Here is a 26988-nt window from a genome sequence, read left to right as displayed (position 1 = left end):
AAAAATGAGTAACAATGATAATTACCATCAGCTCACCCGCACGTTCCAGCGGCTCTCTCGCTTCTCCCACCTCTCGGCAATCGCCAGTTGGGACATGTTTACCATGATGCCGCCAGGAGGCAGTAAAGCCCGAGGCGAAGCGCTGGCCGAGCTGAGCGTGCTTGAGCACCAACTGTTAACCGATCCGAAAGTGGCAATGTGGATCGCCGCAGCGCAACAGGAAGATCTCAACGATGTAGAACAGGCGAACCTGCGCGAAATGTCGCGATTGCATCACCAGGCATCCTTGTTGCCCGAATCGTTGGTAGAAGCAAAATCTCTTGCGGGAAGCCGCTGTGAGCATGCCTGGCGTAGCCAGCGACCAGCTAATGACTGGGAAGGATTTTCCGATAACCTGAAAGAAGTTGTGAAGTACAGCCGCGAAGAAGCCCGACTGCGCGCAGAAGCTAAAGGTTGTTCGCCGTATGACGCGCTACTGGACATCTTTGAACCAGGAATGACCAGCGCTCAGTTGGATGTCCTTTTCGCAGACGTTAAAAGCTGGCTGCCCGATCTGCTAAACAAGGTGGTGGCAAAGCAGTCTCAGCAGTCGCTCATCGCCCCGGTAGGTCCCTTCCCAACAGCTGTACAGCGAGAGCTGGGTCTTGAAACAATGGCACAGCTAGGTTTCGACTTTACCGCTGGTCGGCTGGATATCAGTGCACATCCTTTCTGTGGCGGCGTACCAGAAGATGTTCGCATTACCACCCGCTATGATGAAAACGAATTACTCAGCGCGCTGTTTGGCGTGATCCATGAAACCGGTCATGCGCGCTATGAGCAAAACCTGCCACGCAGCTGGTCTGGGCAACCTATTGCTCTGGCACGCTCAACCGCCATTCATGAGTCCCAGAGTCTGTTCTTTGAGATGCAACTGGGACGCAGTAAAGCCTTTCTGATGCGGTTGATTCCGGCTGTAACGCGCCACTTTGGCGATCAGGCAGCGTTTGAAGAAAGCAATTTCATCGCCTGGAACCAGCAGGTCAAACCCGGGTTTATCCGTGTTGATGCCGACGAGGTAAGCTATCCCGCTCACGTGATCCTGCGTTATGAAATCGAACGTGCGCTTATTAATGGCGATATTGAAGTGGATGATATCCCGGCATTGTGGAACGAGAAAATGCAGGCCTGGCTGGGGCTGTCAACGATCGGAAACTATCGTAACGGTTGTATGCAGGATATTCACTGGACTGACGGCGGCTTTGGCTACTTCCCTTCCTATACATTAGGCGCCATGTATGCAGCGCAGTTGTTCAGTGCCGCTAACCGCGCATTGCCTGATTTGAATCAGTCTATTGCCCAAGGTGAGTTCGGTGCTCTGTTTGAGTGGTTACGTCAGAACATCTGGCAGCATGGCAGCCGCTTTACTACTGAACAGCTTATTACCCAGGCGACCGGGGAGCCGCTCAGCAGCCGTTATTTCCGTTCTCATCTGGAATCCCGCTATTTGTAATCTCATACCGTGAGTCATTGTACATATCGTTACACGCCGAAACCAATGACTCACGGAAGCCCTGTGTTTACAGCGATATAGTTATTTCAACGGCCCCGCAGTGGGGTTGAATGAAAAACCAAATCGAGGGTATGAGAATGAAAAAAGTATTAGCTCTGGTTGTTGCCGCTGCTATGGGTCTGTCTTCTGCTGCGTTTGCTGCTGAGACAACTGCTACTACCGCTCCGACTGCTGCTGCAACCACCAAAGCAGCGCCGGCAAAAACCACGCATCATAAAAAACAGCACAAAGCAGCGCCGCAGAAAGCGCAGGCTGCCAAGAAACACGCTAAAAAATCCACCACTAAACCGGCTGTAGAACAAAAAGCGCCAGAGCAGAAAGCTCAGGCTGCTAAAAAACACACCAAAAAAGCAGCAACCAAGCCAGCAGCAGAACAAAAAGCACCAGAGCAGAAAGCCCAGGCCGCTAAAAAACACACCAAAAAAGCCGTAAAACACGACACCGCTAAACCAGCAGCTCAACCTGCAGCATAACGCATTTGTAGTTACTATGGCGTCCCCCACGCCATAGCATACGGCGCTAGATCGACCTGATGTAGCGCCGCCTTTCGGAGGGTAAAATGGTGTCACATTACCGCTTTGAGTTCATTCTTATTACTCTGATAATTTGCGCCCTCATTGCCATGCATTTTTATCTTTCCTGAGTGTAGTTATCTGATTTTACTCCCACTTTCTCGCCGTCCCGTCTATAGTATTAACTGAGGGTTTGCTGTTTATAATCATAATTCCCCACCAGAGTGTGATATGCATAAAACCATTGCTGTATTACTGGGCTCAATTTGTTTTTTTCCTGTTGTTGCGCATGCGGATCAGCCAGCAACGACCACCGCTGAAGCAGAAAACATAAAAACGCTGTTTTTTGGTCATGACGATCGCACGAAAGTAACGGACCCAACGCAATCACCGTGGGACGCTATCGGACAACTGGAAACCGCCAGTGGTAATCTGTGTACCGCCACGCTCATTTCACCGCATCTGGCCCTGACTGCCGGACACTGCTTGCTCGCTCCACCGAAAGGCAAACCGGATAAAGCCGTCGCGTTACGCTTTGTGTCGAAAAAGGGTGTCTGGCGCTATGAAATCCATGGAATCGAAGGACGGGTTGATCCCTCACTCGGTAAGCGTTTGAAAGCCGATGGCGATGGCTGGATTGTGCCGCCATCAGCAGCCCCGTGGGATTTTGGTCTGGTGGTGCTGCGTTACCCGCCTTCCGGAATCACGCCCCTACCATTATTTGAAGGTGATAAAGCGGCGTTAACCGCGGCGTTGAAAACCGCCGATCGCAAAGTCACACAGTCGGGCTATCCGGAAGATCATCTGGACGATTTGTACACCCATCAGGATTGCGTGGTGACCGGCTGGGCGCAGAATACCGTCTTGTCGCACCAGTGCGACACGCTCCCGGGCGACAGCGGTTCACCGTTGATGCTGAAGACAGATTCAAGCTGGCAGTTGATTGGCGTACAAAGCTCCGCTCCGGCGGCGAAAGATCGCTGGCGAGCCGATAATCGCGCCATATCCGTGACCGGTTTTCGCGATAAGCTGGAAGAGTTGGCGCAGGAGTAACATATGCTGCCCGCATTAACGGGCAGCACGGATATCAGGCAAGTTTAATCATCACCATTCCGGCCAGCAGCAGCGCCACGCCGATCCAGCCTTTATTATTCAGGCGCTGACCAAACAACACCCAACCAGCCGCTAACGTCGCGGCAATCCCAAACCCGCCCCACAAAGCGTAGGCAACAGAAAGGTCAATACCTTTTACCGCCTGCGACAGCGCGCTAAAGGCCGCTAACACGGCAGCCAGCGACAGCACGCCATAAACCTTGCGGCGAAATCCATCAGAAAATTTCAAAAAGACGTTAGCGACTATTTCCAGCACGATGGCCATGCCAAGCCAGGCACCATGAACCCACTCAAACTGCTGCATGGGTCACCTCTTTGCTCGTTTTGGCAGGTTTTCGAGTACCAGACTTGATCAGCACAATGCCTAATACCAGCGAGACCAGTCCAGCCACTTTCATCGTGGACAAGGTTTCGTCAAATAACAACACACTAAACAGCGTAATAAATAAAATACCGATACCTTCCCACAAGGCATAGGCCACACCAAGGGCAATTTTTTTAACAGCGAAACTAAGAAAAATATATGATAAGGCGATCATTACCAGCATTAAAATAAAGCCTGAATTACCATGGCCAACGCTTGCCCATTTCATTGACAGCGTACCAGTAATTTCAGCCGCGATGGCCAGACCTAATAATATCCAGTAAAACATGATGCTTCTCCTGCTTGAGAATATAGTCCTTTAGGCCTACTGCATGCAGTAAACCAAAAAATAAAATTAGTTAGCTCAGCGCACAGCGCCAGCTCAGGCAGAAGAAGGGACTAAAGCGCGTTGCGCCAGTGTTGCTCACCCGCAAGCAAGAAAGTAGAGGAGGTACGAAGAAGTGTAGGTAAACGCAAAAACATCCTGAACATATTGTCCATAATATTACAATTATCCGCAGTGTTGCTTCTCATCATCGCGGATGATAATTGTCCTCGGTAGTTAAACACAGATGATTTGTATCATAGCTTCAAGACGAACTCAAAGTCTTTTCACTTCTTTACCTGCCCCGTTTGATTTTTGTTATAACGGCTCGACGCAAATCACATTATTATGCAGATTCAAAAATGAAAAATGCGGGAATACACATGGCGAAACCGATCATCACGCTTAACGGTCTAAAAATAGTCATTATGCTGGGCATGCTGGTTATCATCCTGAGCGGTATTCGCTTTGCCGCAGATATCATCGTCCCCTTTATTCTGGCGTTATTTATAGCCGTTGTGCTCAATCCCGTGGTGCAGCGGATGGTCAAGCTTCGCATACCGCGCGTAATTGCGGTGTCATTGCTTATCGTTATTATTGTAATGTTAATGGTGCTGCTGTTGGCGTATTTAGGTACATCCTTAAATGAACTTGCGCGAACGCTACCGCAATATCGCTCTTCACTGGTTATCCCACTAAAAAATCTTGAACCATGGTTACAACGCGCAGGGATCGGCGTTTCCGTGGACGAGCTCGTCAAATATATCGATCCAAACGCGGCAATGACGCTGGTGACCAATTTACTGGCGCAGCTTTCAAATGCTATGTCATCGATATTTTTACTGCTACTGACGGTAGTTTTTATGCTGCTGGAAGTACCGCAACTGCCCAACAAACTCAAACAAATGATGAGTCGCCCCATTGAAGGTATGGCGGCGATTCAACGCGCCATCGACAGCGTCTCCCACTATCTGGTGCTTAAAACGGCAATCAGCATTGTGACCGGGTTGGTCGCCTGGGGCATGCTTGCTGCATTGGATGTGCGCTTTGCCTTTGTCTGGGGATTACTGGCCTTCGCCCTGAACTACATCCCTAATATCGGTTCTGTATTGGCGGCCATTCCCCCTATTGCTCAGGTGCTGGCATTCAGCGGTCTTTACGATGCGCTGGTGGTTCTGGCAGGCTATCTGGTCATCAACCTGGTATTCGGGAATATCCTCGAGCCGCGGATCATGGGCCGCGGGCTGGGGCTGTCCACGCTGGTAGTATTTCTGTCGTTAATCTTCTGGGGCTGGTTGCTCGGTCCCGTGGGGATGCTGCTTTCTGTGCCGCTGACCATCATCGTGAAAATCGCGCTTGAGCAAACCAACGGCGGTCAAAGTATTGCCGTACTACTTAGCGATCTGAACAAAGAATGAGTTTTCGCCCCGCCATTGCGGGGCATTTCCTTTATCGTTTCACGCGGAAAGCCAAAACGGCGCTTAACAGCGTAAATAGCGCTATTATCCACGCCATGGTCCAGGGCGTGCCATCACTGAAGGCGGCCAGCAGCAACGATGAGATAATACCGCTGCCATATTGCAACGCGCCAATCAGCGCCGAAGCTGAACCCGCAATGTTCGGTACCGCGTCCAACGCCGCGGCAGTCGACGTCGCGGCAATAATGCCATTCATCGAGAACAGCAGAAAAATGGAAACGATAATGGCAACAATTCCGCCTGACTCCAGCTTAACCATCAGTGCAAGCGCCACTGCGGCCAGCGCCGCCAGCATCGTCGCATATTTCAGCAGTTGTTCCAGAGCATGTCGTTGAACCAGACGACGGTTAACCACGCTCATCGCCATAACACCGATAATGTTTAGCGCAAACAACCAGCCGTAATGCTGTGGATCAACATGGTAATAGCTAATATAAACAAACGGTGACCCGGTAATAAACGCGTACGCACCGACGTAATAAAACGTCAGGCTCAGGGTATAGCGCATAAAACGCCCATTCGTTAACAACGAGCGGTAATTACGAAATGCGCCAGCCAAAGAGGCTTTCACTCGTTTATCTTCCGGCAATGTTTCGGGCAGCCAGTTTAGGGAGATAAACATCAGCGCACCAATCACCACCAGCAGCCAAAAAATTGAGTGCCAGGTGCTCAGGCGAATAATTTGCCCGCCAATCAACGGTCCGGCGATTGGCGCAATCGCCATAACCAACACCAGGGTCGAGAGCATTTGCGCCGCACGAGTACGTGCAAAGAGATCGCGGATCATCGCTCGCGCCAGCATAGGTCCGGTACAGGCTCCAAGCGCCTGAAATACCCGCCAGAAAACAATTTGCGTGATACTTGTAGACAGCGCACACCCTGCGGAACCAATGATAAATAGCACCATGCCGATAAACAGCGGCTTGCGCCGCCCCATATGATCGCTAATCGGCCCCCAAATCAACTGTGCGATAGTAAAACCAATTAAGAAACCAGTAATCGTCAGCTCAACATTGCCATGTAAATCCTCGGCCATCGTCGGCATTGCTGGAAGATAAATATCGGTAGAAAGCGATGTAAAGGCCATCAGGCCACTGAGGATCAGAATAAAAGTAAGACCGGTCTGGCTTGCGGTAGTTACCGGTGAGGCATGTTCACGTGTACGCATAGTGCCCTGTCATGTTCTAAAAAGTCAGGTCGCAGTATATAGACAACGTATTGCCGTGATTAGACGGTTAAAACCGCATGAGTTTATGAACTGAAATCATGAATGGTGAAATCATATACGTCATATTTTGTGACTGACTTCCAATAATTACCTTTCAGAAATGAATTCTACTCATAGGTCCATGCGAATTTCACAGACTAATCGTATCAACACAGATTTGCTAATCTGCAGCCAATGCAACGATGATGCTCAGGAGAACCCAATGAATACAACAGTTCTGAATAACGGTGTTGAGATGCCCCTGCTCGGATTTGGCGTTTATCAAATGACCGATGCCAGCGAATGTGAGCAAGCCGTACGGGATGCCATTGATACAGGATATCGCCTGATTGATACCGCTGCCTCCTACCAGAATGAAACTCAGGTCGGCAATGCACTTAAGCAAAGCGGAGTCCCCCGCGAGGCGCTTTTTATGACTACCAAACTGTGGTTACAGGATACCAACTATGCAGGCGCAAAGGCGCAATTCGCACGTTCTCTGCAACGGCTTCAACTGGATTATATTGACCTTTATTTGATTCATCAGCCCTATGGCGATGTGCACGGTGCCTGGCGCGCGATGGAAGAATTATATGAAGAAGGGAAAATCCGCGCGATTGGCGTGAGTAACTTTCATCCGGATCGTCTGGCGGATTTAATCGCTTTCAATCGCATTATTCCAGCCGTTAACCAGATTGAGGTGAATCCTTTTCATCAGCAACCGCATGCCGTAGCCTGGATGCAGAGCCGGAATATTCAACCACAAGCCTGGGCGCCGTTCGCTGAAGGACGCAATGACCTGTTTCAGAACCCGGTCTTATCGGCTATTGGTGAAAAATATGGCAAAAGCGTTGGTCAAGTCGTGCTGCGTTGGATTTATCAACGTGGGATAATTTCGCTGGCGAAAACCGTGCGCAAAACGCGGATGGCCGAGAATATTCAGGTGCTGGACTTTGCCCTAACGGCGGAAGAGATGACGCAAATTGCCGCGATGGACAGCGGAACCAGCGCGTTCTTCTCGCATCGCGATCCGGCTCGTGTGGAATGGATCACCCAACGTAAACTGGATGTTTAAAAAAACGGCCTCCGCAGAGGCCGTCTTACTTTTACTGGCAATTACAGCGCTTTCAGGATCGCATCCACGCTGGCTTTGGCATCGCCAAACAGCATATGGGTGTTATCTTTAAAGAACAGCGGGTTCTGCACACCTGCATAGCCGGTGTTCATTGAACGTTTGAACACAATTACGTTCTGTGCTTTCCACACTTCCAGCACCGGCATGCCGGCGATCGGGCTGCGCGGGTCATCCTGCGCCGCCGGGTTTACCGTGTCGTTGGCACCAATGACCAGCACGGTATCGGTATCGGCGAAATCATCGTTGATCTCATCCATTTCCAGCACGATGTCATAAGGTACTTTGGCTTCCGCCAGCAGCACGTTCATATGACCTGGCAAGCGCCCTGCTACCGGGTGAATACCAAAACGCACTTTGATGCCGCGCGCGCGAAGTTTCTCAGTAATTTCCGCGACCGGATACTGTGCCTGAGCCACTGCCATGCCGTAGCCCGGGGTGATGATCACGGAGTGCGAGTTCTTCAGCATTTCTGCTGTGTCTTCCGCAGTAATCTCACGATGTTCACCAACTTCTTCATCAGATCCGGTAGAAGAACCGTCAGAACCAAAGCCGCCCGCAATAACGCTGAAAAATGAACGGTTCATCGCCTTACACATAATGTAAGACAGGATTGCACCAGAAGAACCGACCAGCGCACCGGTAACGATCAGCAGATCGTTGCTCAGCATAAAGCCCGCCGCCGCCGCCGCCCATCCTGAATAGGAGTTAAGCATTGAAACAACAACCGGCATATCCGCACCGCCAATGGACGCCACCAGATGCCAGCCAAAAGCCAGTGCAATAATGGTCATCACCAGCAGCGCCAGAACCTGCAGGCCCACGCTTTCGGTACGAACAAACACCACCAGCAGCAGGAAAGAAACAACCAGCGCCGCCAGGTTCATTTTGTGACGATTCGGCAGCATCAGCGGTTTAGAGGAGATCTTGCCGCGCAGTTTGCCAAAGGCCACCACAGAACCGGTAAAGGTCACCGCACCGATGAAGATACCCAGGAACACTTCCGTCAGGTGAATGTTCACCAGAATCGGCTCCAGGCCCGTATCGTGATACAGGTAGCTGTTGAACCCCACCAGTACCGCAGCCAGACCGACGAAGCTGTGCAGAATCGCCACCAGCTCCGGCATCTCGGTCATTTCGACTTTCTTCGCCAGACGAATACCAATCGCGCCGCCGATGATCATCGCTACCAGGATCCACGCAACGTTGCCGGTATCCGGGCCAAAAATCGTAGCAATCAGCGCAATCGCCATCCCGGCGATGCCGTAGTTGTTACCCTGCTGAGAGGTTTCGTGTTTCGAAAGCCCCGCCAGACTAAAAATAAACAGGATCGCGGCAACAATGTATGCAGCTGTAACTAATCCTCCAGACATATGTTACCCCTTAGTTTTTCCGGAACATTTTCAGCATGCGCTGAGTCACGGTGAAGCCACCGAAAATATTAATGCTGGCAATAAGCACCGCGATAAAGCTCAGGAAACTCACCCAGCCACCCTGGCCAATTTGCAATAACGCCCCAACCACGATAATCCCCGAGATGGCGTTAGTCACAGACATCAGCGGAGTATGCAACGCATGTGACACATTCCAGACCACGTAGTAACCCACCACGCAGGAAAGCGCGAACACCGTAAAGTGACCAAGGAACTCTTTCGGCGCGACGTCGGCGAGCCAGCCAAACAAAATCACTACCAGCGCCATCAGCGCATATTTGCGCCACGGAGAGACAGGTTTTTTCTCTTCTTTCGGCGCAGGTGCGGCTTTTGGCGCTGCCTGCGGCTGAGCAGAAACCTGGATCGGTGGCGCAGGCCAGGTGATTTCACCATCACGAACCACCGTGACACCACGCACAACCACGTCGTCAAAATCGACAGTGATATTGCCGTCTTTCTCTTTACACAACAGTTTGAGCAGGTTGACGAGGTTCGTGCCGTACAGCTGGGAAGATTGCGTTGGCAAACGGCCAGGCAGATCGGTATAGCCGATAACCTTCACCCCGTTCTCGGTGGTGGTCACCTGATTAGGCACGGTATATTCGCAGTTACCGCCGTTTTGCGCGGCAAGATCGACAATTACGCTGCCCGCTTTCATCGAATCGACCATTTCACGGGTGATCAGTTTCGGGGCCGGTTTGCCCGGAATCAGCGCTGTGGTAACGATAATGTCGACGTCTTTCGCCTGCGCAGCGAAGAGTTCCATTTCAGCTTTGATGAACGCTTCGGACATCACTTTGGCATAGCCATCGCCGCTGCCCGCTTCTTCTTTAAAGTCCAGTTCAAGGAACTCTGCGCCCATACTCTGCACTTGTTCCTTCACTTCCGGACGGGTATCAAAAGCGCGCACGATAGCGCCCAGGCTGTTTGCCGCACCGATCGCCGCAAGACCTGCCACACCCGCACCAATCACCATGACCTTGGCAGGTGGAACCTTGCCTGCGGCGGTGATCTGGCCGGTGAAGAAGCGACCGAATTCATGTGCAGCTTCAACAATAGCGCGATACCCGGCGATGTTCGCCATCGAGCTTAAGGCATCCAGCGACTGCGCGCGCGAAATACGCGGCACGGAGTCCATCGCCATGACCGTCACGTTGCGCTCTGCAAGTTTTTGCAGCAGCTCAGGGTTTTGCGCGGGCCAAAGAAAACTCACCAGCGTCGTGCCCGGATTGAGTAACGGAATTTCCGCCTCCTCCGGCGCATTGACCTTCAGGATGATCTCTGACTGCCAGACTGCATTTCCATCAACAATTTCTGCGCCTGCTTGTACAAACGCCTTATCGTCAAAACTCGCCAGTTGACCTGCACCGCTTTCAACCGCGACGCTGAAACCCAGTTTAAGCAGCTGCTCAACCGTCTTCGGCGTGGCTGCAACGCGGGTTTCATTGGTTAACCGTTCTCTTGGTATGCCAATTCGCATAATGTTCCCTTCCATCTGTAATTATGATGATGGTTTATCAATGTTCGCACGAGGCATGCGCGCACTCTCGAAAGAGGTCAGTGTTACCTCAATAAAATAAAACAGTAACAAACTCTGTATAACCTACTGAAAATGACGCCTGTGATCTAGCGCCAAAAAACAGTATTTATTATGAAATTCGCGAAATAGAGATGAATCGAACCTCAGACAGATAAAATGCCCTAAAAATAGCCCGCAAAGGCTGATAATTCGCTCAAGCGAAGCGGCAAAACATGATTATCTACCTGCCAAAAACAATTAATTAACATTAAATTAACTTATGAAATTCAACTGCTTTATCAGTTTTGGTCACCAAACGCCGAAATTTTCGGCATATCACAAAATGTTATCGCTGTTGTTACCTAACGTGACACGATGAGTGAAAAATGACGCAGACACTGACACAATTTAAATGCAATAATCAGCGACGTTTCTAGTCAATAACAATACCAGTACCTGGTTTGCGCAAGGCGAAGGATTATTTTTATGAAGCTTAAGAACACTCTCCTGGCGTCCGCACTAATTTCTGCGACTGCTTTTTCTGTAAATGCAGCGACAGAATTGACGCCGGAGCAAGCGGCTGCCCTGAAACCCTATGACCGCATTGTGGTCACCGGTCGTTTTAATGCTATCGGTGATGCGGTTGCTGCCGTTTCGCGCCGTGCAGATAAAGACGGTGCAGCCTCCTTTTATGTTGTTGATACCTCAGATTTTGGCAGCGGCGGTAACTGGCGCGTTGTTGCCGACGTCTATAAAGCCGACGCTGAAAAAGCGGAAGCGTCAAAAAACCGTGTCATTAACGGTGTTATGGAATTGCCAAAAGATCAGGCCGTTCTGATAGAACCTTACGACACCGTTACAGTGCAAGGTTTCTACCGTAGCCAGCCTGAAGTAAACGATGCCATCACCAAAGCAGCGAAAGAGAAAGGTGCTTACTCCTTCTATATCGTGCGTCAGGTCGATGCTAACCAGGGCGGCAACCAGCGTATTACTGCATTCATCTATAAAGCTGATGCGAAAAAACGCATTGTACAAAGCCCTGATGCGATCCCAGCAGATTCAGATGCTGGTCGTGCCGCATTAGCAGCAGGTGGCGAAGCCGCGAAGAAAGTTGAGATCCCGGGCGTAGCAACTACCGCTTCTCCGAGTGCTGAAGTCGGCCGCTTCTTCGAAACGCAATCGACCAAAGGCGGACGTTACACTGTCACGCTACCGGATGGAACCAAAGTTGAAGAACTGAACAAAGCGACAGCCGCCATGATGGTACCGTTCGACAGCATCAAGTTCACGGGTAACTACGGCAACATGACGGAAGTCTCTTATCAGGTAGCAAAACGCGCAGCGAAGAAAGGCGCGAAGTACTATCACATTACCCGCCAGTGGTCAGAACGTGGTAACAACGTGACGATCAGCGCCGATCTGTATAAGTAATACCCAATGCCTTATCAGGTCTACAGTCCTTGTAGACCTGATAATTTCGCGCAGTTCTGTTTCCAGACAAAACAAAAACAGCAGTATTAAGACAACTTTTCACACTATTAGTCACAAATCTCTCTATCCCCATTGCATGCGTTCTCTTCTCTCCGTAAAATCCCGCGCCTTAGTGGCTTTCACCATTTTTATGCGGTTTGCCAAAATAATTATTCTCTCACTCTCGTTTTTGTAACTGGATACAAATGGAAAAGAAATTGGGTCTGAGCGCATTGACCGCGCTGGTTTTAAGCTCAATGCTCGGCGCTGGCGTTTTCAGCCTGCCACAAAATATGGCAGCAGTAGCCAGCCCGGCCGCATTATTGATTGGTTGGGCGATTACCGGTGCGGGTATTCTTTTGCTCGCCTTTGCCATGCTGATCCTGACGCGTATCCGTCCTGAACTGGACGGCGGTATCTTCACCTATGCACGTGAAGGTTTCGGCGAGTTGATTGGCTTCTGCTCTGCGTGGGGATACTGGCTGTGCGCTGTTATCGCTAACGTTTCGTATCTGGTCATCGTCTTCTCTGCGCTCAGTTTCTTTACCGACACACCGGAATTACGTCTGTTCGGCGACGGTAATACCTGGCAGTCGATTGCCGGCGCATCGGTACTGTTATGGATAGTCCATTTTCTGGTGTTGCGGGGAGTACAAACCGCGGCCAGCATTAACCTGGCCGCTACTCTGGCAAAACTATTGCCGCTAGGCCTCTTTATCGTGCTGGCATTCATGCTGTTTAAGCTCGACACCTTTACTCTCGATTTTACCGGCGTCGCGTTGGGCGTGCCTGTCTGGGAGCAGGTCAAAAACACCATGCTCATCACCCTGTGGGTTTTCATTGGTGTGGAAGGCGCGGTGGTGGTATCTGCCCGCGCCAGAAATAAACGCGATGTTGGTCGCGCCACGCTGTTAGCTGTACTCGCCGCACTGGGCGTTTACCTGTTAGTCACCCTGCTATCCCTCGGCGTTGTCGCGCGGCCAGAACTGGCAGAGATCCGCAATCCATCAATGGCCGGTCTGATGGTTAAAATGATGGGGCCATGGGGCGAAATTATTATTGCCGCGGGTCTGATTGTTTCCGTGTGTGGTGCCTATTTAAGCTGGACGATTATGGCGGCTGAAGTGCCGTTCCTCGCCTCCACGCACAAAGCGTTTCCGCGTATTTTTGCGCGACAGAATGCACAGGGTGCGCCATCGGCATCGCTGTGGCTAACCAACATCTGCGTACAAATCTGCCTTGTGCTAATCTGGCTCACAGGCTCCGACTACAATACGTTACTGACAATCGCCTCAGAGATGATTCTGGTGCCCTATTTGCTGGTCGGCGCATTTCTGTTAAAAATTGCCACCCGTCCGATTCATAAGGCTGTCGGTATCGGCGCGAGTATTTATGGCATATGGTTATTGTATGCGTCAGGTCCGATGCACCTACTGCTGTCTGTAGTGTTGTATGCGCCAGGGCTGTTGGTTTTCCTTTATGCCCGTAAAACGCACACGCATGAAAACGTATTAAAACGCCAGGAGATGGCGCTGATCGGCCTGTTGCTTGTTGCTGCTGTGCCGGCTACCTGGATGCTGATGGGATAACGTTATACCCATCGTTCGCGACATATGGAGATTACGATGGGTAAAAAAAACTCTTTGCCAATTCTTATCACCGGAGGTGGTCGTCGTATCGGCCTCGCCGTCGCATGGCACTTTCTGAACCAAAAACAGCCAGTTATCGTCAGCTACCGAACTCACTATCCTGCCATTGACGGCCTGCGAGAAGCGGGCGCGATTTGTATCCCGGCTGACTTTTCCACGGATGAAGGCGTACTGGCCTTTGCTGATGAGGTCAAAGCGCAGACGGATGGCTTGCGCGCCATTGTGCACAATGCCAGCGCCTGGGTCGCCGAAAAACCCGGCACACCGCTTAGCGAAGTACTTTCACGCATGATGCAGATCCACGTCAATACGCCCTACCTGCTCAACCACGCGCTGGAAGGATTGCTACGTGGTCATGGGCACGCAGCCAGCGACATCATCCATTTTACGGATTATGTTGTGGAGCGTGGAAGCGACAAGCACATTGCTTATGCTGCCAGCAAAGCGGCGCTGGATAATATGACCCGTTCGTTCGCGCGCAAACTGGCACCGGAAGTGAAAGTGAACGCGATTGCCCCCTCACTTATCCTGTTTAACGAGGGTGACGATGCAGAGTATCGCCAGCAGGCACTAAACAAATCACTGATGAAAACCGCGCCTGGTGAAAAAGAGGTCATTGATTTAATTGACTACCTACTAACCAGTTGTTTTGTCACCGGACGTAGTTTTGCCCTTGATGGCGGGCGTCATCTACGTTAGTGCAGTTTGATCCAACAAAAGATCAGTAACCACGCGCTCAGGCTCCAGCACACTACTGCACCGCCGAGCGCGATGGGTAAGCGCATAAACCCGGTGAAATACCACAGTGAAACAAGGTAGACAAAATAGGGAATAATCGACCACATACTGAATACAATGGTTGTACGTAACGCCTCGATCCCACGCTCACTGGCCACGATGTAGTGGGCAATCAACGCAAACGTCGGGAACAGTGGAATTAATCCAGCAATATAGTAATTCTTTGTTTTCGCCAGCAAACCAATCAACACCACCACCAGCGCACCGAGCGCCGCTTTTATAACGAGTCCCATCTCTCTGCCTTAACACATCAATAACATCAGCCTCTAGCATAACGGAAGCGTTCTTGTTTAGAAAAGATTAATGGAAGGAAAAACCGGGGCGGTGTATGTTGGCGTTTTATATTCAAAATGAATGATATGAACACCATCGTATTTGTTGAAGATGATCCCGAAGTTGGCTCACTGATTGCAGCCTATCTGGCCCGGCATGATATTGAGGTTATCCTTGAATCTCGTGGTGATTTGGCCGAGGAGAAAATCCTGCACGTTCAACCCGATCTGGTGTTATTAGATATCATGCTGCCGGGCAAAGACGGGATGACTATCTGCCGCGATTTACGCGGACGCTGGCAAGGCCCGATTGTTCTGCTCACCTCGCTGGACAGCGACATGAACCATATCCTGGCGCTGGAAATGGGTGCCTGTGACTACATCCTGAAAACAACGCCGCCAGCTGTGCTGCTGGCTCGCCTGCGCCTGCACCTGCGCCAGAATGAACACTCAGCACAGTCTAAAGGCATTCAGGCGGCAACCATCACACCGCACACAACGCTTCGTTTTGGCACACTCACTATCGATCCCACCAACCGCTCCGTGCTGCTCGGCGGCGAGCAAATCTCTCTTTCCACCGCTGATTTTGAATTACTGTGGGAGTTGGCAACCCATGCCGGGCAGATTATGGACCGTGATGCGTTGCTAAAAAACCTGCGCGGCGTAAGTTATGACGGCATGGATCGCAGCGTCGATGTCGCGATTTCCCGCTTACGCAAAAAACTGCTCGATAACGCGACTGAACCCTATCGAATCAAAACGGTACGCAACAAAGGTTATCTGTTCGCACCGCACGCCTGGGACGACGAGCCTCATAAGTAATCCAACCGGGCCGATCACTTTGATCGGCTCTCATAATTATCTGGCGTTACACTGTCACATTGATAGCTAACTAAACGTCAGTCCGTCGTATTTTTTCCAACGATAGTTTACGGCGGAGATAATCCAGCAGCCGATAAAGACGCCAATAATCGCAAAACCGACATTCCCCATATGGTCACTCAAATTGCTGACGGTATCCCACCCCCCCCCCTGAAGCGAAAACGCGTCAGAGAGAAGTCCCAGCGCCTCCAGCCCGCCAATAAATAGCGCAATAATCACGGAAGTCCCGGTAATGGTCATATTGTAATAGAGCTTACGTTGCGGCTTATTGAACGCCCATCCGTAGGCCTCAACCATCAGAATACTGTCGAGACAATCAATTAACGCCATACCGCAGGTAAACAGCGCCGGGAATACGAGAATTGACCAAACTGACATGCCGCTGGACGCGCTTGAAGCAGAAATTCCCAGCAAAGAAATTTCAGTGGCGGTATCAAAACCCAGACCAAACAGAAAGCCGACAAAATACATATGCCAGTCTTTACCTACCAGCCGAAACGCTGAGCGGAAAAGCCAGTTCAGAGGGCCTGAAACTGTAATGTCTTCCGTGGTGCCATCGTAAGTACCGGTGCGTTTAAGATGGCGGAATGCCTTCCAGACCTGGCAGAAAATAATGAGATTGATGGTAGCCAGAATCAGCAAAAATACGGCAGAGACCGTAGTTCCTATCAGACCACCGACATTCTGAAACCATGCCATATGTTGCTTAAACACGCTGGTAGTTAGCGCAATGCCAATGCTGGCCAGCACCACAATGGTAGAGTGTCCCAGAGAAAACCAGGCCCCCGTTGTCAGGGCACGTTTTTTCTGCTGCATGAGTTTACGCGTCGCGCTGTCTATCGCGGCGATATGATCGGCATCAACGGCATGGCGCAAACCATAGCACCACGCAATCAGACTCAGTGCCAATAAGGAAGTATTGTTGCTAAACGCGGTGAAAGCCCACAGCCACGCTACGATGTTTGCCCCGATGAGTAAGACCATCAACAAAAGAATATTCGGGCGTTTTTTTAATAATGAAAACAATGCGTTCATTGTTTCCGGCCTGTCAAATTTTCGCTCAACAACACACCACACCGCCGTTCATTGATTGATTAATACAACGTTTACCAGGCTAATGATAACTCTTAAGAATTACTAACCCAGTGTCGTAGATCAAAATTGATTACCACCTGAAGCAAGTTCTGTCATCGCTAGCTCCGCAATACGCAGAGGTACCGTTGCGCTGTCACCCTCTTGCAGAAACCAGACGGACGACAACCCACACCAGGCAACAATCCACATCAGTAAACGCTGCCGTTCAATTCTGGCGATTTCAGACACAATGTTGACTCGTTGCGTGAATCTTTCAGGCTCAATGGCGACAGGTCTGGTAGGTTCGGCAAGATCGGGGTTAGTAAAGATATTGGCGTAATCAAAGCCACGCTCGCCCACCAGCCCTTTGGGATCGATAGCCAGCCATCCTCTCGTTCCGAAATCAAGAATATTGCCGTGGTGTAGATCGCCATGTAATACGACTGCATCATGGGGTGAAGATAGCAGTAAGTTTGCCACCGCAGCACAACGCGTCAGGATACCGCCATGCTTTTTCGCGGCAGGAGCCAGATCGCGAAACCAATGGTGCAGAGGTGTTAACGCAGGCGTAGACGCATTTCGGGAGAGATGGAGTCTACTGGCAGCATGGCAAATAATGCGACAGGCCTGCGCATCGTTGCCAGTCCAGGACATGTCCGCTAAAGACCATGTCTCTGTCGCACGTTCCAGCAGAATCGCCCCTGCTGCATGAGCAAGTACTTTCGCTGCGCCATTTCCGTTCCACCAGACCATGAGTTCACAGCCGATCCGTTCACTGTCATCATCGGTGATCTTTAGTATGGCTTTCTGCCCGTCCTTGACCACCACCACAGGCAAAAGCTGCGATGTGTGCGTTTCAAACGGTTCACCATCTGGAGTGAGCCCCCAACGGTTGAGCCAGATGTTGAACAGACGATTTTCCAAACAATATCCTCATTTTTCTCTGGAAGATGGTAATCAAAAGGATCCGTGTCGGCATTATTCCTGTTTTCTTTTGGTTGAGCCACAACCCCCACTTCCATCATCACTGACTTATCGGGTAGAGCACTAACAGGCACATCCTTGTGTATCTGTGTGCCATGCTGACTGTGTTCGGTATATGAGGAGGACACGATGATCACGTTATGCAAAACCTGTGGAACATCCTATGAGGTAACTGGCGCCCATCCGGAACATTGCGATATCTGCCTGGATGAACGTCAATATGTCCCCACAAGCGGGCAGAAATGGATCGATTTTGACACCCTGTGTGCATCGCATACAAATAAGTGGAAGCAACACGACAGTACCCTCCTCAGCATCCGCACCGTTCCTGATTTTGCAATTGATCAGCGCGCGTTTCTTGTGCGTACCCCAGAAGGAAATATTCTGTGGGACTGCATTGCCACGCTCGACGATGCCACAAAAACGCTAATAACGTCCCTTGGCGGCCTTAAGGCTATCGCGATTTCGCATCCTCATTACTACACCACCATGCAGGACTGGGCTGCGGAATTTAACGCGCCGATTTACCTTCATGCCAGCGACAGAAGGTGGGTAATGCGTGACAGCCCGTGGATTAGATTCTGGGATGGCGACACCATTGAGTTAACCCGTGACGTCACGATGATACGTCTCGGCGGGCACTTTGCTGGCGGCTGCGTCCTGCACTGGGCGCGTGACGAAGGCGTGGTGCTTTCTGGCGACATCGTTCAAGTTACACCAGGTGCCCATGCAGTCTCATTTATGTGGAGCTACCCCAATATGCTACCGTTGCCAGCCGCCACCGTCAGCGACATCATCCAACGCCTGAGAACAGTGAAATTTAAGCAACTTTACGGCGCATTTGAAGGTAAAGATATTACGCAAAATGCCGATGAAATTGTGCGCCGTTCAGGTGAAAAATATATTTCCTGCCTCAAATAAACCGGCAGTTTATTCACCAACCATGCTCAGGAAGGTAAAAATGGATAGAACTTATAAATCACGCCCATCACAGAAACACTCACTATCACACTGATAATGAAGTAGGTTTTGAAAGGCTGCTTTTGTGTTTTATGGCGAAAGATTTGTTGACCCGCTATCGCGCCGCCCCACCCGCCCACAACGCCAAACACCAGCAATGTGGATTCCGGCACTCTGCGCCAGTCCTTGCGTGCCGCCATTTTGTCCACGCCGTATAACAGCAGCGTCAAAACGTTGGCGAGTAGAAACCATATAACAAGAGGATAAGCGGTGAAAATGCAGCCGACCGCTGCGAAAATGAGTAGCGAATAACAACAGCGATTGAGATTCATATTTTCAGTCACAGCACTTTTCAGGAAGTATCGGCACGCATTATACGCAAGGTCAGTCATCCCTGCCACGGGTGAGAATATCCCTTTTATTATTATGCCTATATGCCCAAAGATAGCGCAAATTCTCTGGTCTGCGGGGTACCTAACAATTCAAACAAGAGAGTCGTTTTCATTATTCAAAACAAATGATAATTTATTAAACCCAAATGGAGAAATTGTTCTGGAGTCACAAGGATGAGAAAATACTCATATCCATATTTGTTTTTTATTACCGTCTCATCTCTCGGCGCAATTTTTCTCTTTTACTGGTGGAAGGTAACGGTATACAGAGCGACATTTCTCTACCCGCTCACATCCAAATACCTCATGCTTATTTCTCTGGCAGTGTCATTGTTAATTACCTTATTTCTGGTAGGTAATGGGATAATGAAAAAAAGTCCCTTCCAAACCTATCTGAAATTATTTGGTGGCATCAGCATTGCCATGGTGCTGTTTTCAGTGATCATGGTTATGGCGATAACCTGGTTCATTCCGGGTGTCCCCTCGTCCTATACCGCCACATACGTCTATGCTACAGGAAGTTCTAAAAGTTGTTCGGGGGCTGATGTTGACGATCCGGATCTCGGGACTAACATCAGAATTTGCTATCCCGAAGGTAACTACGAATATAACAACACCATCTACGTTGAGAAACGAAGTAACCTTTTAGGTGCGGTCGTGACATACGCCAGAACAACCCCACCCCGATTTTGATTAACTTACAGCGTAGAAAGCAATGCGTGATCCAGCGAAAGGTCATTCCGCGCCCGTAGGAGCCATAAGAATGCAGAAAAGAGATATACAGTGTACTCTGCGTGGACAAGCACGCCGGATGGTGATCGGAGAACCTTTCTGAACCCACGCATCGGCGGATACCGCTGTGCCCACTTTTCCCCTGAGGGACACGTGCACTCGCTAACTTATTGAGCGTTCGGTGATTTTTTATGAAGAAACTGTTTGTACAGTTTTACCTCCTGCTGTTTGTCTGCTTTTTGGTGATGACCCTATTAGTCGGTCTGGTATACAAATTCACCGCAGAACGCGCAGGCAGACAGTCGCTCGACGATTTGATGAAAAGCTCGTTGTACCTGATGCGCAGTGAACTACGCGAAATCCCGCCACGCGACTGGGGTAAGACGCTGAAGGAGATGGATTTAAACCTCTCATTTGACCTGCGCGTTGAACCGCTGAATAAGTACACACTGGATGCCCCAACCATGCAGCGTTTGCGCGAAGGCGATATTGTGGCACTTGACGATCAATACACCTTCATTCAACGCATTCCTCGCAGCCATTATGTGCTGGCCGTCGGTCCGGTTCCCTACCTCTATTTTCTCCATCAAATGCGCTTGCTGGACATCGCGCTGATGGCGTTTATTGCTATCTCACTGGCCTTCCCGGTACTGATCTGGATGCGCCCGCACTGGCAGGAAATGCTCAGACTCGAATCCGCCGCACAACGTTTTGGTGAAGGACATCTGAGTGAACGCCTTCATTTTGACAGCGGTTCCAGCTTTGAGCGCCTGGGCGTAGCGTTTAACCAAATGGCCGACAATATCAATGCGCTGATCGCCAGTAAAAAACAGCTCATCGATGGTATTGCCCATGAGCTTCGTACCCCGTTGGTACGTTTACGTTACCGGCTGGAAATGAGTGATAACCTCACCGAGCAGGAATCTCAGGCGCTGAATCGTGATATCGGCCAACTGGAAGCGTTGATAGAAGAGTTACTGACCTACGCCCGCCTGGATCGCCCGCAAAATGAACTGAAACTCAGCGTACCGGACCTGCCTGCTTGGTTGACAACCCATCTGGAGGATGTGCAAAGCGTAAATCCTGACCGTGCGGTGCAATTACGTCATCTCGAAACTGGCGACTACGGCGCGTTGGATATGCGCCTGATGGAGCGGGTCCTGGATAATTTGCTGAATAATGCCCTGCGCTATTGCCAGTCAACGGTGCAAGCCAGTCTGCTGCTGAACGGCAATCAAGCCACGCTGGTAGTGGAAGACGACGGCCCCGGTATTGCACCAGACGCTCGCGAACAGGTTTTTGAACCGTTTGTACGCCTTGACCCCAGCCGTGATCGGGCGACCGGGGGTTGTGGGCTTGGGTTAGCCATCGTCCACTCAATAGCGTTGGCTATGGGAGGGACGGTCGTCTGTGATGAAAGTGAACTTGGCGGCGCCCGGTTTACTTTCCGTTGGCACGTCTGGCATAACATTCCTGAAATTTCGGCTGCCTGACCTATTCTGCTCGGTGGCCAGGCGGTGAATGTTGTGCTATAAAAAAGTATGTTGTAACTAAAACGGTAAATCTATGGCCCGTTACGATCTCGTTGACCGCCTGAACGGCACCTTTCGCCAGATGGAACAAGAACTGGCGCTTCTGAACGAAAACCTGTTGCAGCAGACGCTGCTGATTGCCCGCGTATTCTCGTTACCGGAAGTGGTCAAAGAGGCAGAGCATGCCCCTCTGCAGAGCATTGATGTTAAGCAGCATTTAGGCAAAGAGGCTGAAGCTCTGGCACTGCGCCATTACCGTCACCTGTTTATTCAGCAGCAGTCCGAAAACCGCAGCAGCAAAGCGGCCGTCCGCCTACCGGGTGTATTGTGCTACCAGGTTGATAATGCGGGGCAATGTGCTCTGGAAGAACAAATCCAGCGTATAAACCAGCTGAAAACCACCTTCGAGCGCATTGTTACAGTAGAGTCAGGGCTGGCGCCGGCAGCACGTTTCGAATGGGTGCATCGCCACCTGCCGGGGCTGATTACACTGAATGCCTATCGCACACTCACCGTTGTCAGAGATCCTGCCACCCTGCGATTCGGCTGGGCTAACAAGCACATTATTAAAAACCTGAAACGCGATGAAGTACTGCAGCAACTGGAAAAAAGCCTGACCTCACCGCGCAGCGTACATCCCTGGACACGTGAAGAATGGCAGGCGAAGCTTGAACGCGAATATCAGGATATCGCCGACTTACCGCAGCAGGCCCGCCTGAAAATTAAAAGGCCGGTAAAAGTGCAGCCTATTGCCCGCGTCTGGTACAAAGGAGAGCAAAAACAGGTGCAATATGCCTGCCCGACGCCACTGATTGCTTTGCTTAATAACGACAACGGTATGACCGTACCGGATATTGGCGAGTTACTGAATTACGATGCCGATAACGTTCAGCATCGCTTTAAACCTCAGGCGCAGCCGTTGAGATTGATTATTCCCCGGCTGCACCTGTACGTTGCGGATTAACTGCCTGGCCGCATGCTGCCAACCATCAGCTCCGGACGTACCCAGCTGTCGAACTCCGCTTCGGTTAGATATCCCAGAGCCAGAGCGGAGGCTTTTAGCGTCAGCCCTTCTTTATGCGCTTTTTTGGCAATTTCAGCCGCTTTATCGTAACCGATATGGGTGTTGAGCGCGGTCACCAGCATCAGCGACTCATTGAGCAGTTGATCTATTCGTTCACGGTTGGGCTCGATTCCCGTCGCGCAATGTTCATTGAAGCTTTCCATACCGTCCGCCAGCAGGCGTACCGACTGCAGGAAGTTGTGGATGACCATCGGTCGATAGACGTTGAGCTCAAAGTTACCTGACGCCCCGCCCATATTGATGGCGACATCGTTACCCATCACCTGGCAGCACAACATGGTCAGCGCTTCACACTGGGTAGGATTGACTTTACCCGGCATGATCGAGCTGCCCGGTTCGTTTTCCGGAATTGAAATTTCGCCAATACCACAGCGCGGGCCAGATGCCAGCCAGCGTACATCGTTGGCGATTTTCATCAGCGACGCTGCCAGCCCTTTTAGCGCTCCGTGGGCATGAACCAGGGCATCGCAGGTGGCCAGCGCTTCAAATTTATTCGGAGCGGTAACGAACGGCGCGCAGGTAATGACCCGCAGTTCGTCCGCGACCCGGCGGGCGTATTCGGGATGAGTGTTCAGTCCGGTACCTACCGCGGTTCCCCCCAACGCCAGTTCTGCCACATGCGGTAAACTGTTTTCAATGTGTCTGAGGTTATGTTCAAGCATTGCTACCCAGCCGGAAATCTCCTGGCCAAGCGTAAGTGGAGTTGCATCTTGCAGATGTGTACGACCAATTTTAACGATATCGGCGAAAGCGTGGGACTTATCACTGAGCGTTTTGGTCAACACATTTAATTGTGGGATCAAAGATTTACGCAGCGCCAGCAGTGCGGCAACGTGCATTGCGGTCGGGAAGACATCGTTCGAGCTTTGGCTTTTATTGACATCATCGTTGGGGTGTACTTTTCGCTCCATCCCCCGCACGCCGCCCAGCAATTCGCTGGCCCGGTTTGCCAGCACCTCGTTCATGTTCATATTGCTTTGCGTGCCTGAGCCGGTTTGCCAGATGGCCAGCGGAAACTCATCGCGGTGTTTATCTGCCAACACCTCATCTGCAGCCTGCATAATAGCCCTGGCTTTATCCTCCGCCAGCAGCCCCAGATCCTGGTTAACCTTTGCCGCGGCGCGTTTCGTCAGCGCCAGCGCATGGATCAGCGAGACCGGCATTTTCTCCGTAGAGATACGAAAATGCTCCAGCGAACGTTGGGTTTGCGCGCCCCAAAGCTTATCGGCAGGAACATCAATCGCCCCCATTGAATCATTCTCGCGGCGTACCGTTACCATTACCTGCTCCTTACATTAACAGTTGATTAGGTTATGTTTCGACATTGCCCATTTGCATTGGTCTTATGAGTATTAACGAGGATAAAGCTGTCGTTTGGTGGTTCGTGCGGTAAAAAAAACCGCCCCGAAGGGCGGCTGACGTTACTTAACGCAGCGTGCGCACTGCGACGTCTGAATTTGCTTGAAGAAATCGTTGCCTTTGTCATCTACCAGGATAAATGCCGGGAAATCTTCTACTTCAATTTTCCAGATGGCTTCCATCCCGAGTTCCGGGTATTCCACGCACTCCAGGCTCTTGATACTGCCCTGAGCCAGCACCGCGGCGGGGCCGCCAATACTGCCCAAATAGAAGCCGCCATGTTTATGGCAAGCATCGGTCACCTGCTGGCTGCGATTGCCTTTCGCCAGCATAATCATGCTCCCACCAGCGGCCTGAAGCTGGTCAACATACGAGTCCATACGTCCGGCAGTGGTTGGCCCCAGCGAACCAGAGGCATAGCCTTCCGGCGTTTTTGCCGGACCTGCGTAATAGATCGGGTGATCTTTAACATACTGCGGCAAACTTTCGCCGTTATCCAGACGTTCTTTCAGTTTCGCATGCGCAATATCACGGCCAACGATAATTGTACCGTTGAGCGACAGACGCGTGGAAACCGGATACTGGGAAAGCTGAGCCAGAATCTCTTTCATCGGACGATTGAGGTCAACGCGCACCGCTTCGCCCTCTCCCGCCTGGCGCAGCTCTTCCGGTATAAATTTGCCAGGATTATGTTCCAGTTTTTCGATCCAGATACCTTCACGGTTGATCTTGGCTTTGATATTTCGATCGGCTGAGCAAGAAACGCCCATTCCAACCGGACACGACGCGCCGTGACGCGGCAGGCGGATCACGCGGATATCATGCGCGAAGTACTTCCCGCCAAACTGCGCGCCAAGCCCCAAATTCTGCGCCTCAATCAGCAGCTCTTTTTCCAGCTCTACATCGCGGAATGCCTGACCATGTTCGTTACCTTCTGTCGGCAATTCGTCGTAGTATTTTGCAGAAGCCAGTTTGACCGTTTTCAGCGTGGCTTCTGCCGATGTTCCACCGATTACGAACGCGATGTGATACGGCGGACAGGCCGCAGTGCCCAACGTACGCATTTTCTCAACCAGGTAATTTTTTAATTTGCCCGGCGTTAACAGCGCTTTGGTTTCCTGGTACAGATAGGTTTTGTTCGCCGAACCACCACCTTTGGCAATACACAGGAATTTGTATTCATCTCCGTCGACGGTATACAAATCGATTTGTGCTGGCAGGTTGGTACCGGTGTTCACCTCTTTATACATATCCAGCGCTGCGTTTTGTGAATAGCGCAGGTTGTCTTCGATGTAGGTGTTATAGACGCCTCGCGCCAGCGCCTCCTCATCACCCCCACCGGTCCAGACACGCTGACCTTTTTTACCCACGATAATCGCAGTTCCGGTGTCCTGACAGGTCGGCAAAATGCCTTTTGCCGCGATGTCAGAGTTACGCAGGAATTGCAGGGCCACATATTTGTCGTTTTCGCTGGCCTCCGGGTCGCGCAGAATATCAGCTACCTGCTGTTGATGTGCGGGACGCAGCATAAACGACGCATCATGAAAGGCCTGACGAGCCAGCAGGGTTAAGGCTTGCGGTGCAACTTTAACAATCTCCTGCCCTTCAAATTCGGCAACAGAGACATAGTCGCTGGTCAGCAGATAGTATTCGGTATCATCCTTTTTGAGGGGGAAAGGATGCTGATAATGAAAGGGTTTGTTTGACATTGTGCTCTCACTTACTGCTCGGTCTGGTTATTCTCTGGGCAGATGTTCCATTGCCCTGCTTCCCTGCCGCAGATCCGGTTGTAGAAGGAAGAGCTTTCTGCAACCGGAATTACTCAGGGTATTAAAAGCGAGTCACCATATCCTACACATTTTTTTAACAAAAACTGAGACAAGTACGACTTTTTACATGTGCAGGTTACTTCCCTCAGGGTTTCTTGGTTTAATAGCCGTAGAAAATTCAACATTGAAACAGGGCTTGATAATGCAAAAACTCATCAACTCAGTGCAGAACTACGCCTGGGGAAGTAAAACGGCGTTAACGGAACTCTATGGCATTGCCAACCCCACTCAGCAACCGATGGCTGAGTTGTGGATGGGCGCGCATCCGAAAAGCAGTTCGCAGGTTCTGGGCGCTGACGGTCAGACGGTTGCTCTGCGCGACGTTATCGAGCACGATAAATCCGTACTGCTAGGCGATGCTGTTGCGCAACGTTTTGGTGAACTGCCCTTCCTGTTTAAAGTACTCTGCGCTGCTCAACCACTTTCGATTCAGGTTCATCCTAACAAGCACAATTCTGAAATTGGATTTGCCAAAGAAAACGCCGCGGGGATCCCGATGGATGCCGCCGAGCGCAACTACAAAGATCCTAACCACAAACCAGAACTGGTATTTGCTTTGACGCCTTTCCTGGCGATGAACGCATTCCGCGAGTTCTCTGACATTGTTGCATTGTTACAACCCGTTTCCGCCGCACATCCGGCTATTGCACATTTCCTGGAAGAGCCGAGTGCGGAACGTCTGAGCTATCTTTTCGCCAGCTTGCTGAATATGCAGGATGAGGAGAAATCCCATGCGTTGGCGATCCTGAAATCAGCGCTGAACAGCCAGCAGGGTGAACCCTGGCAAACCATCCGTCTGATCGCTGACGTCTACCCGAACGACAGTGGGCTCTTCTCCCCGCTGCTGCTCAATGTGGTGAAACTCAATCCAGGCGAGGCTATGTTCTTATTTGCCGAAACCCCGCACGCTTACCTGCAAGGTGTGGCGCTTGAGGTGATGGCTAACTCGGACAACGTGCTGCGTGCCGGACTGACGCCAAAATATATTGATATCCCGGAACTGGTCGCCAACGTGAAGTTTGTCGCCAAGCCAGCAAACCAGTTACTGACCACGCCGGTTGAATCTGATGGTGAACTGGACTTCCCAATCCCGGTTGATGATTTTGCGTTCTCCCTGCATGAGCTTACTACCAGTGGCGCAGATATCAGCCAGCAAAGTGCGGCCATTTTGTTCTGCATCGAGGGTGAAGCCGTGCTGAGCAAAGGCGAGCAACGTCTGGTTCTGCGACCGGGTGAATCGGCCTTTATTGGCGCGAATGAATCGCCGGTTAACATCAGTGGCGCAGGTCGTTTAGCCCGGGTTTATAACAAGCTATAGCAAGATACTGATATTTTT

27 protein-coding genes are annotated in these 26988 nt (G+C 50.9%); 15 read left to right on the top strand and 12 right to left on the bottom strand.

Features of this window, described 5'->3' with window-relative positions; all coding sequences use genetic code 11:
- Positions 1-4 precede the first annotated feature (4 nt).
- The 4 genes from OGY10_RS11460 to OGY10_RS11450 all read left to right on the top strand — a co-directional run bounded on the left by OGY10_RS11460 (position 5) and on the right by OGY10_RS11450 (position 3117).
- Positions 5-1492 carry a carboxypeptidase M32 gene (locus OGY10_RS11460; RefSeq protein ID WP_286576759.1) on the top strand — a complete coding sequence of 496 codons (1488 nt, stop codon included), beginning with the start codon at positions 5-7 and terminating at the stop codon, positions 1490-1492.
- A gap of 137 nt (positions 1493-1629) precedes the next feature.
- Positions 1630-2025 carry an acid resistance repetitive basic protein Asr gene (asr, locus tag OGY10_RS11455; protein ID WP_048214236.1) on the top strand — a complete coding sequence of 132 codons (396 nt, stop codon included), beginning with the start codon at positions 1630-1632 and terminating at the stop codon, positions 2023-2025.
- A gap of 86 nt (positions 2026-2111) precedes the next feature.
- Positions 2112-2195, top strand: a complete 84-nt coding sequence (gene ydgU / locus OGY10_RS23800) for a small membrane protein YdgU (protein ID WP_049259791.1) — start codon at positions 2112-2114, stop codon at positions 2193-2195.
- Positions 2196-2295: 100 nt separating this feature from the next.
- A complete protein-coding gene (locus tag OGY10_RS11450) occupies positions 2296-3117 on the top strand; it encodes a trypsin-like serine peptidase (protein WP_191226048.1) in 822 nt (273 codons plus the stop codon).
- Positions 3118-3151: 34 nt separating this feature from the next.
- On the opposite strand, the gene mdtI is transcribed toward OGY10_RS11450, so the two are convergent.
- The 3 genes from mdtI to OGY10_RS23795 form a co-directional block, all read right to left on the bottom strand.
- Entirely contained in the window at positions 3152-3481 is a 330-nt protein-coding gene (mdtI, locus tag OGY10_RS11445) for a multidrug/spermidine efflux SMR transporter subunit MdtI (RefSeq protein WP_008784713.1), read from the bottom strand.
- Entirely contained in the window at positions 3468-3833 is a 366-nt protein-coding gene (gene mdtJ / locus OGY10_RS11440) for a multidrug/spermidine efflux SMR transporter subunit MdtJ (protein WP_162623449.1), read from the bottom strand. The genes mdtI and mdtJ overlap by 14 nt, the downstream gene beginning before the upstream one ends.
- A 107-nt stretch (positions 3834-3940) precedes the next feature.
- Complete coding sequence (locus tag OGY10_RS23795) at positions 3941-4111, bottom strand: protein YdgV (RefSeq protein WP_087050578.1); 171 nt, start codon at positions 4109-4111, stop codon at positions 3941-3943.
- A 138-nt stretch (positions 4112-4249) separates the two neighbouring features.
- Between OGY10_RS23795 and OGY10_RS11435 the strand changes: the two genes are divergently transcribed.
- Complete coding sequence (locus OGY10_RS11435; protein WP_003832866.1) at positions 4250-5284, top strand: AI-2E family transporter; 1035 nt, start codon at positions 4250-4252, stop codon at positions 5282-5284.
- Between the two features lie 31 nt (positions 5285-5315).
- Here OGY10_RS11435 and OGY10_RS11430 read toward each other — a convergent pair whose 3' ends face one another.
- Positions 5316-6512, bottom strand: a complete 1197-nt coding sequence (locus OGY10_RS11430) for a multidrug effflux MFS transporter (RefSeq protein WP_186413418.1) — start codon at positions 6510-6512, stop codon at positions 5316-5318.
- Positions 6513-6774: 262 nt separating this feature from the next.
- Here OGY10_RS11430 and OGY10_RS11425 point away from each other — a divergent pair, with 262 nt between their 5' ends.
- Positions 6775-7626 (top strand): aldo/keto reductase, encoded by an 852-nt coding sequence (locus OGY10_RS11425; RefSeq protein ID WP_057068941.1) that lies wholly within the window; start codon positions 6775-6777, stop codon positions 7624-7626.
- A gap of 41 nt (positions 7627-7667) precedes the next feature.
- Here the strand turns inward: OGY10_RS11425 and pntB are convergent, their stop codons facing one another.
- Together pntB and pntA are read right to left on the bottom strand one after the other, a co-directional pair.
- Positions 7668-9056 carry a Re/Si-specific NAD(P)(+) transhydrogenase subunit beta gene (gene pntB / locus OGY10_RS11420; protein WP_003832859.1) on the bottom strand — a complete coding sequence of 463 codons (1389 nt, stop codon included), beginning with the start codon at positions 9054-9056 and terminating at the stop codon, positions 7668-7670.
- A gap of 10 nt (positions 9057-9066) precedes the next feature.
- Positions 9067-10596, bottom strand: coding sequence for a Re/Si-specific NAD(P)(+) transhydrogenase subunit alpha (gene pntA, locus OGY10_RS11415; RefSeq protein ID WP_020996412.1), 1530 nt, complete (start codon positions 10594-10596; stop codon positions 9067-9069).
- A gap of 525 nt (positions 10597-11121) precedes the next feature.
- On the opposite strand from pntA, the gene ydgH reads away from it, so the two are divergent.
- The 3 genes from ydgH (at position 11122) to folM (ending at position 14453) form a co-directional block, all read left to right on the top strand.
- Positions 11122-12066 carry a DUF1471 family protein YdgH gene (gene ydgH / locus OGY10_RS11410; RefSeq protein ID WP_003832856.1) on the top strand — a complete coding sequence of 315 codons (945 nt, stop codon included), beginning with the start codon at positions 11122-11124 and terminating at the stop codon, positions 12064-12066.
- 245 nt (positions 12067-12311) lie between these two features.
- Positions 12312-13694, top strand: a complete 1383-nt coding sequence (locus OGY10_RS11405) for an amino acid permease (protein WP_032943370.1) — start codon at positions 12312-12314, stop codon at positions 13692-13694.
- A gap of 36 nt (positions 13695-13730) precedes the next feature.
- On the top strand, positions 13731-14453 hold the full coding sequence (gene folM, locus OGY10_RS11400) for a dihydromonapterin reductase (protein ID WP_100272502.1): 723 nt from the start codon (positions 13731-13733) through the stop codon (positions 14451-14453).
- On the opposite strand, the gene OGY10_RS11395 is transcribed toward folM, so the two are convergent.
- Positions 14450-14785 carry a GlpM family protein gene (locus OGY10_RS11395; RefSeq protein WP_008784705.1) on the bottom strand — a complete coding sequence of 112 codons (336 nt, stop codon included), beginning with the start codon at positions 14783-14785 and terminating at the stop codon, positions 14450-14452. The two genes, folM and OGY10_RS11395, sit on opposite strands and share 4 nt — an antisense overlap.
- Before the next feature lie 117 nt (positions 14786-14902).
- Between OGY10_RS11395 and rstA the strand changes: the two genes are divergently transcribed.
- The gene (rstA, locus tag OGY10_RS11390) at positions 14903-15646 is read left to right on the top strand and encodes a two-component system response regulator RstA (RefSeq protein WP_191226050.1); all 744 of its coding nucleotides are present in this window, start codon (positions 14903-14905) and stop codon (positions 15644-15646) included.
- 66 nt (positions 15647-15712) lie between these two features.
- Here rstA and OGY10_RS11385 read toward each other — a convergent pair whose 3' ends face one another.
- Both OGY10_RS11385 and OGY10_RS11380 read right to left on the bottom strand, forming a co-directional pair.
- Positions 15713-16741 carry a HoxN/HupN/NixA family nickel/cobalt transporter gene (locus OGY10_RS11385; protein WP_191226051.1) on the bottom strand — a complete coding sequence of 343 codons (1029 nt, stop codon included), beginning with the start codon at positions 16739-16741 and terminating at the stop codon, positions 15713-15715.
- 120 nt (positions 16742-16861) lie between these two features.
- Entirely contained in the window at positions 16862-17704 is an 843-nt protein-coding gene (locus OGY10_RS11380; RefSeq protein WP_125363470.1) for an aminoglycoside phosphotransferase family protein, read from the bottom strand.
- Between the two features lie 189 nt (positions 17705-17893).
- On the opposite strand from OGY10_RS11380, the gene OGY10_RS11375 reads away from it, so the two are divergent.
- On the top strand, positions 17894-18685 hold the full coding sequence (locus OGY10_RS11375) for an MBL fold metallo-hydrolase (RefSeq protein ID WP_032943363.1): 792 nt from the start codon (positions 17894-17896) through the stop codon (positions 18683-18685).
- Positions 18686-18711: 26 nt separating this feature from the next.
- On the opposite strand, the gene OGY10_RS11370 is transcribed toward OGY10_RS11375, so the two are convergent.
- Positions 18712-19056 carry a DUF1294 domain-containing protein gene (locus OGY10_RS11370; RefSeq protein WP_032944411.1) on the bottom strand — a complete coding sequence of 115 codons (345 nt, stop codon included), beginning with the start codon at positions 19054-19056 and terminating at the stop codon, positions 18712-18714.
- Between the two features lie 234 nt (positions 19057-19290).
- On the opposite strand from OGY10_RS11370, the gene OGY10_RS23720 reads away from it, so the two are divergent.
- From OGY10_RS23720 to tus, 3 genes are all read left to right on the top strand, one after another.
- Complete coding sequence (locus OGY10_RS23720; protein WP_032943361.1) at positions 19291-19809, top strand: hypothetical protein; 519 nt, start codon at positions 19291-19293, stop codon at positions 19807-19809.
- Positions 19810-20039: 230 nt separating this feature from the next.
- Entirely contained in the window at positions 20040-21341 is a 1302-nt protein-coding gene (gene rstB / locus OGY10_RS11360; protein ID WP_008784698.1) for a two-component system sensor histidine kinase RstB, read from the top strand.
- A gap of 73 nt (positions 21342-21414) precedes the next feature.
- On the top strand, positions 21415-22344 hold the full coding sequence (gene tus / locus OGY10_RS11355) for a DNA replication terminus site-binding protein (RefSeq protein WP_048235429.1): 930 nt from the start codon (positions 21415-21417) through the stop codon (positions 22342-22344).
- Here tus and fumC read toward each other — a convergent pair.
- Entirely contained in the window at positions 22341-23744 is a 1404-nt protein-coding gene (gene fumC / locus OGY10_RS11350; RefSeq protein ID WP_003028966.1) for a class II fumarate hydratase, read from the bottom strand. The two genes, tus and fumC, sit on opposite strands and share 4 nt — an antisense overlap.
- 141 nt (positions 23745-23885) lie before the next feature.
- The gene (gene fumB, locus OGY10_RS11345; protein WP_003832822.1) at positions 23886-25532 is read right to left on the bottom strand and encodes a class I fumarate hydratase; all 1647 of its coding nucleotides are present in this window, start codon (positions 25530-25532) and stop codon (positions 23886-23888) included.
- A gap of 262 nt (positions 25533-25794) precedes the next feature.
- Between fumB and manA the strand changes: the two genes are divergently transcribed.
- Positions 25795-26970, top strand: a complete 1176-nt coding sequence (gene manA, locus OGY10_RS11340) for a mannose-6-phosphate isomerase (protein WP_191226053.1) — start codon at positions 25795-25797, stop codon at positions 26968-26970.
- Positions 26971-26988 lie beyond the last annotated feature (18 nt).

This window comes from Citrobacter sp. Cpo148 (genome assembly GCF_030332375.1).
Lineage (GTDB): Bacteria > Pseudomonadota > Gammaproteobacteria > Enterobacterales > Enterobacteriaceae > Citrobacter > Citrobacter portucalensis.
This window is presented reverse-complemented; position numbering and strand designations above follow the sequence as displayed.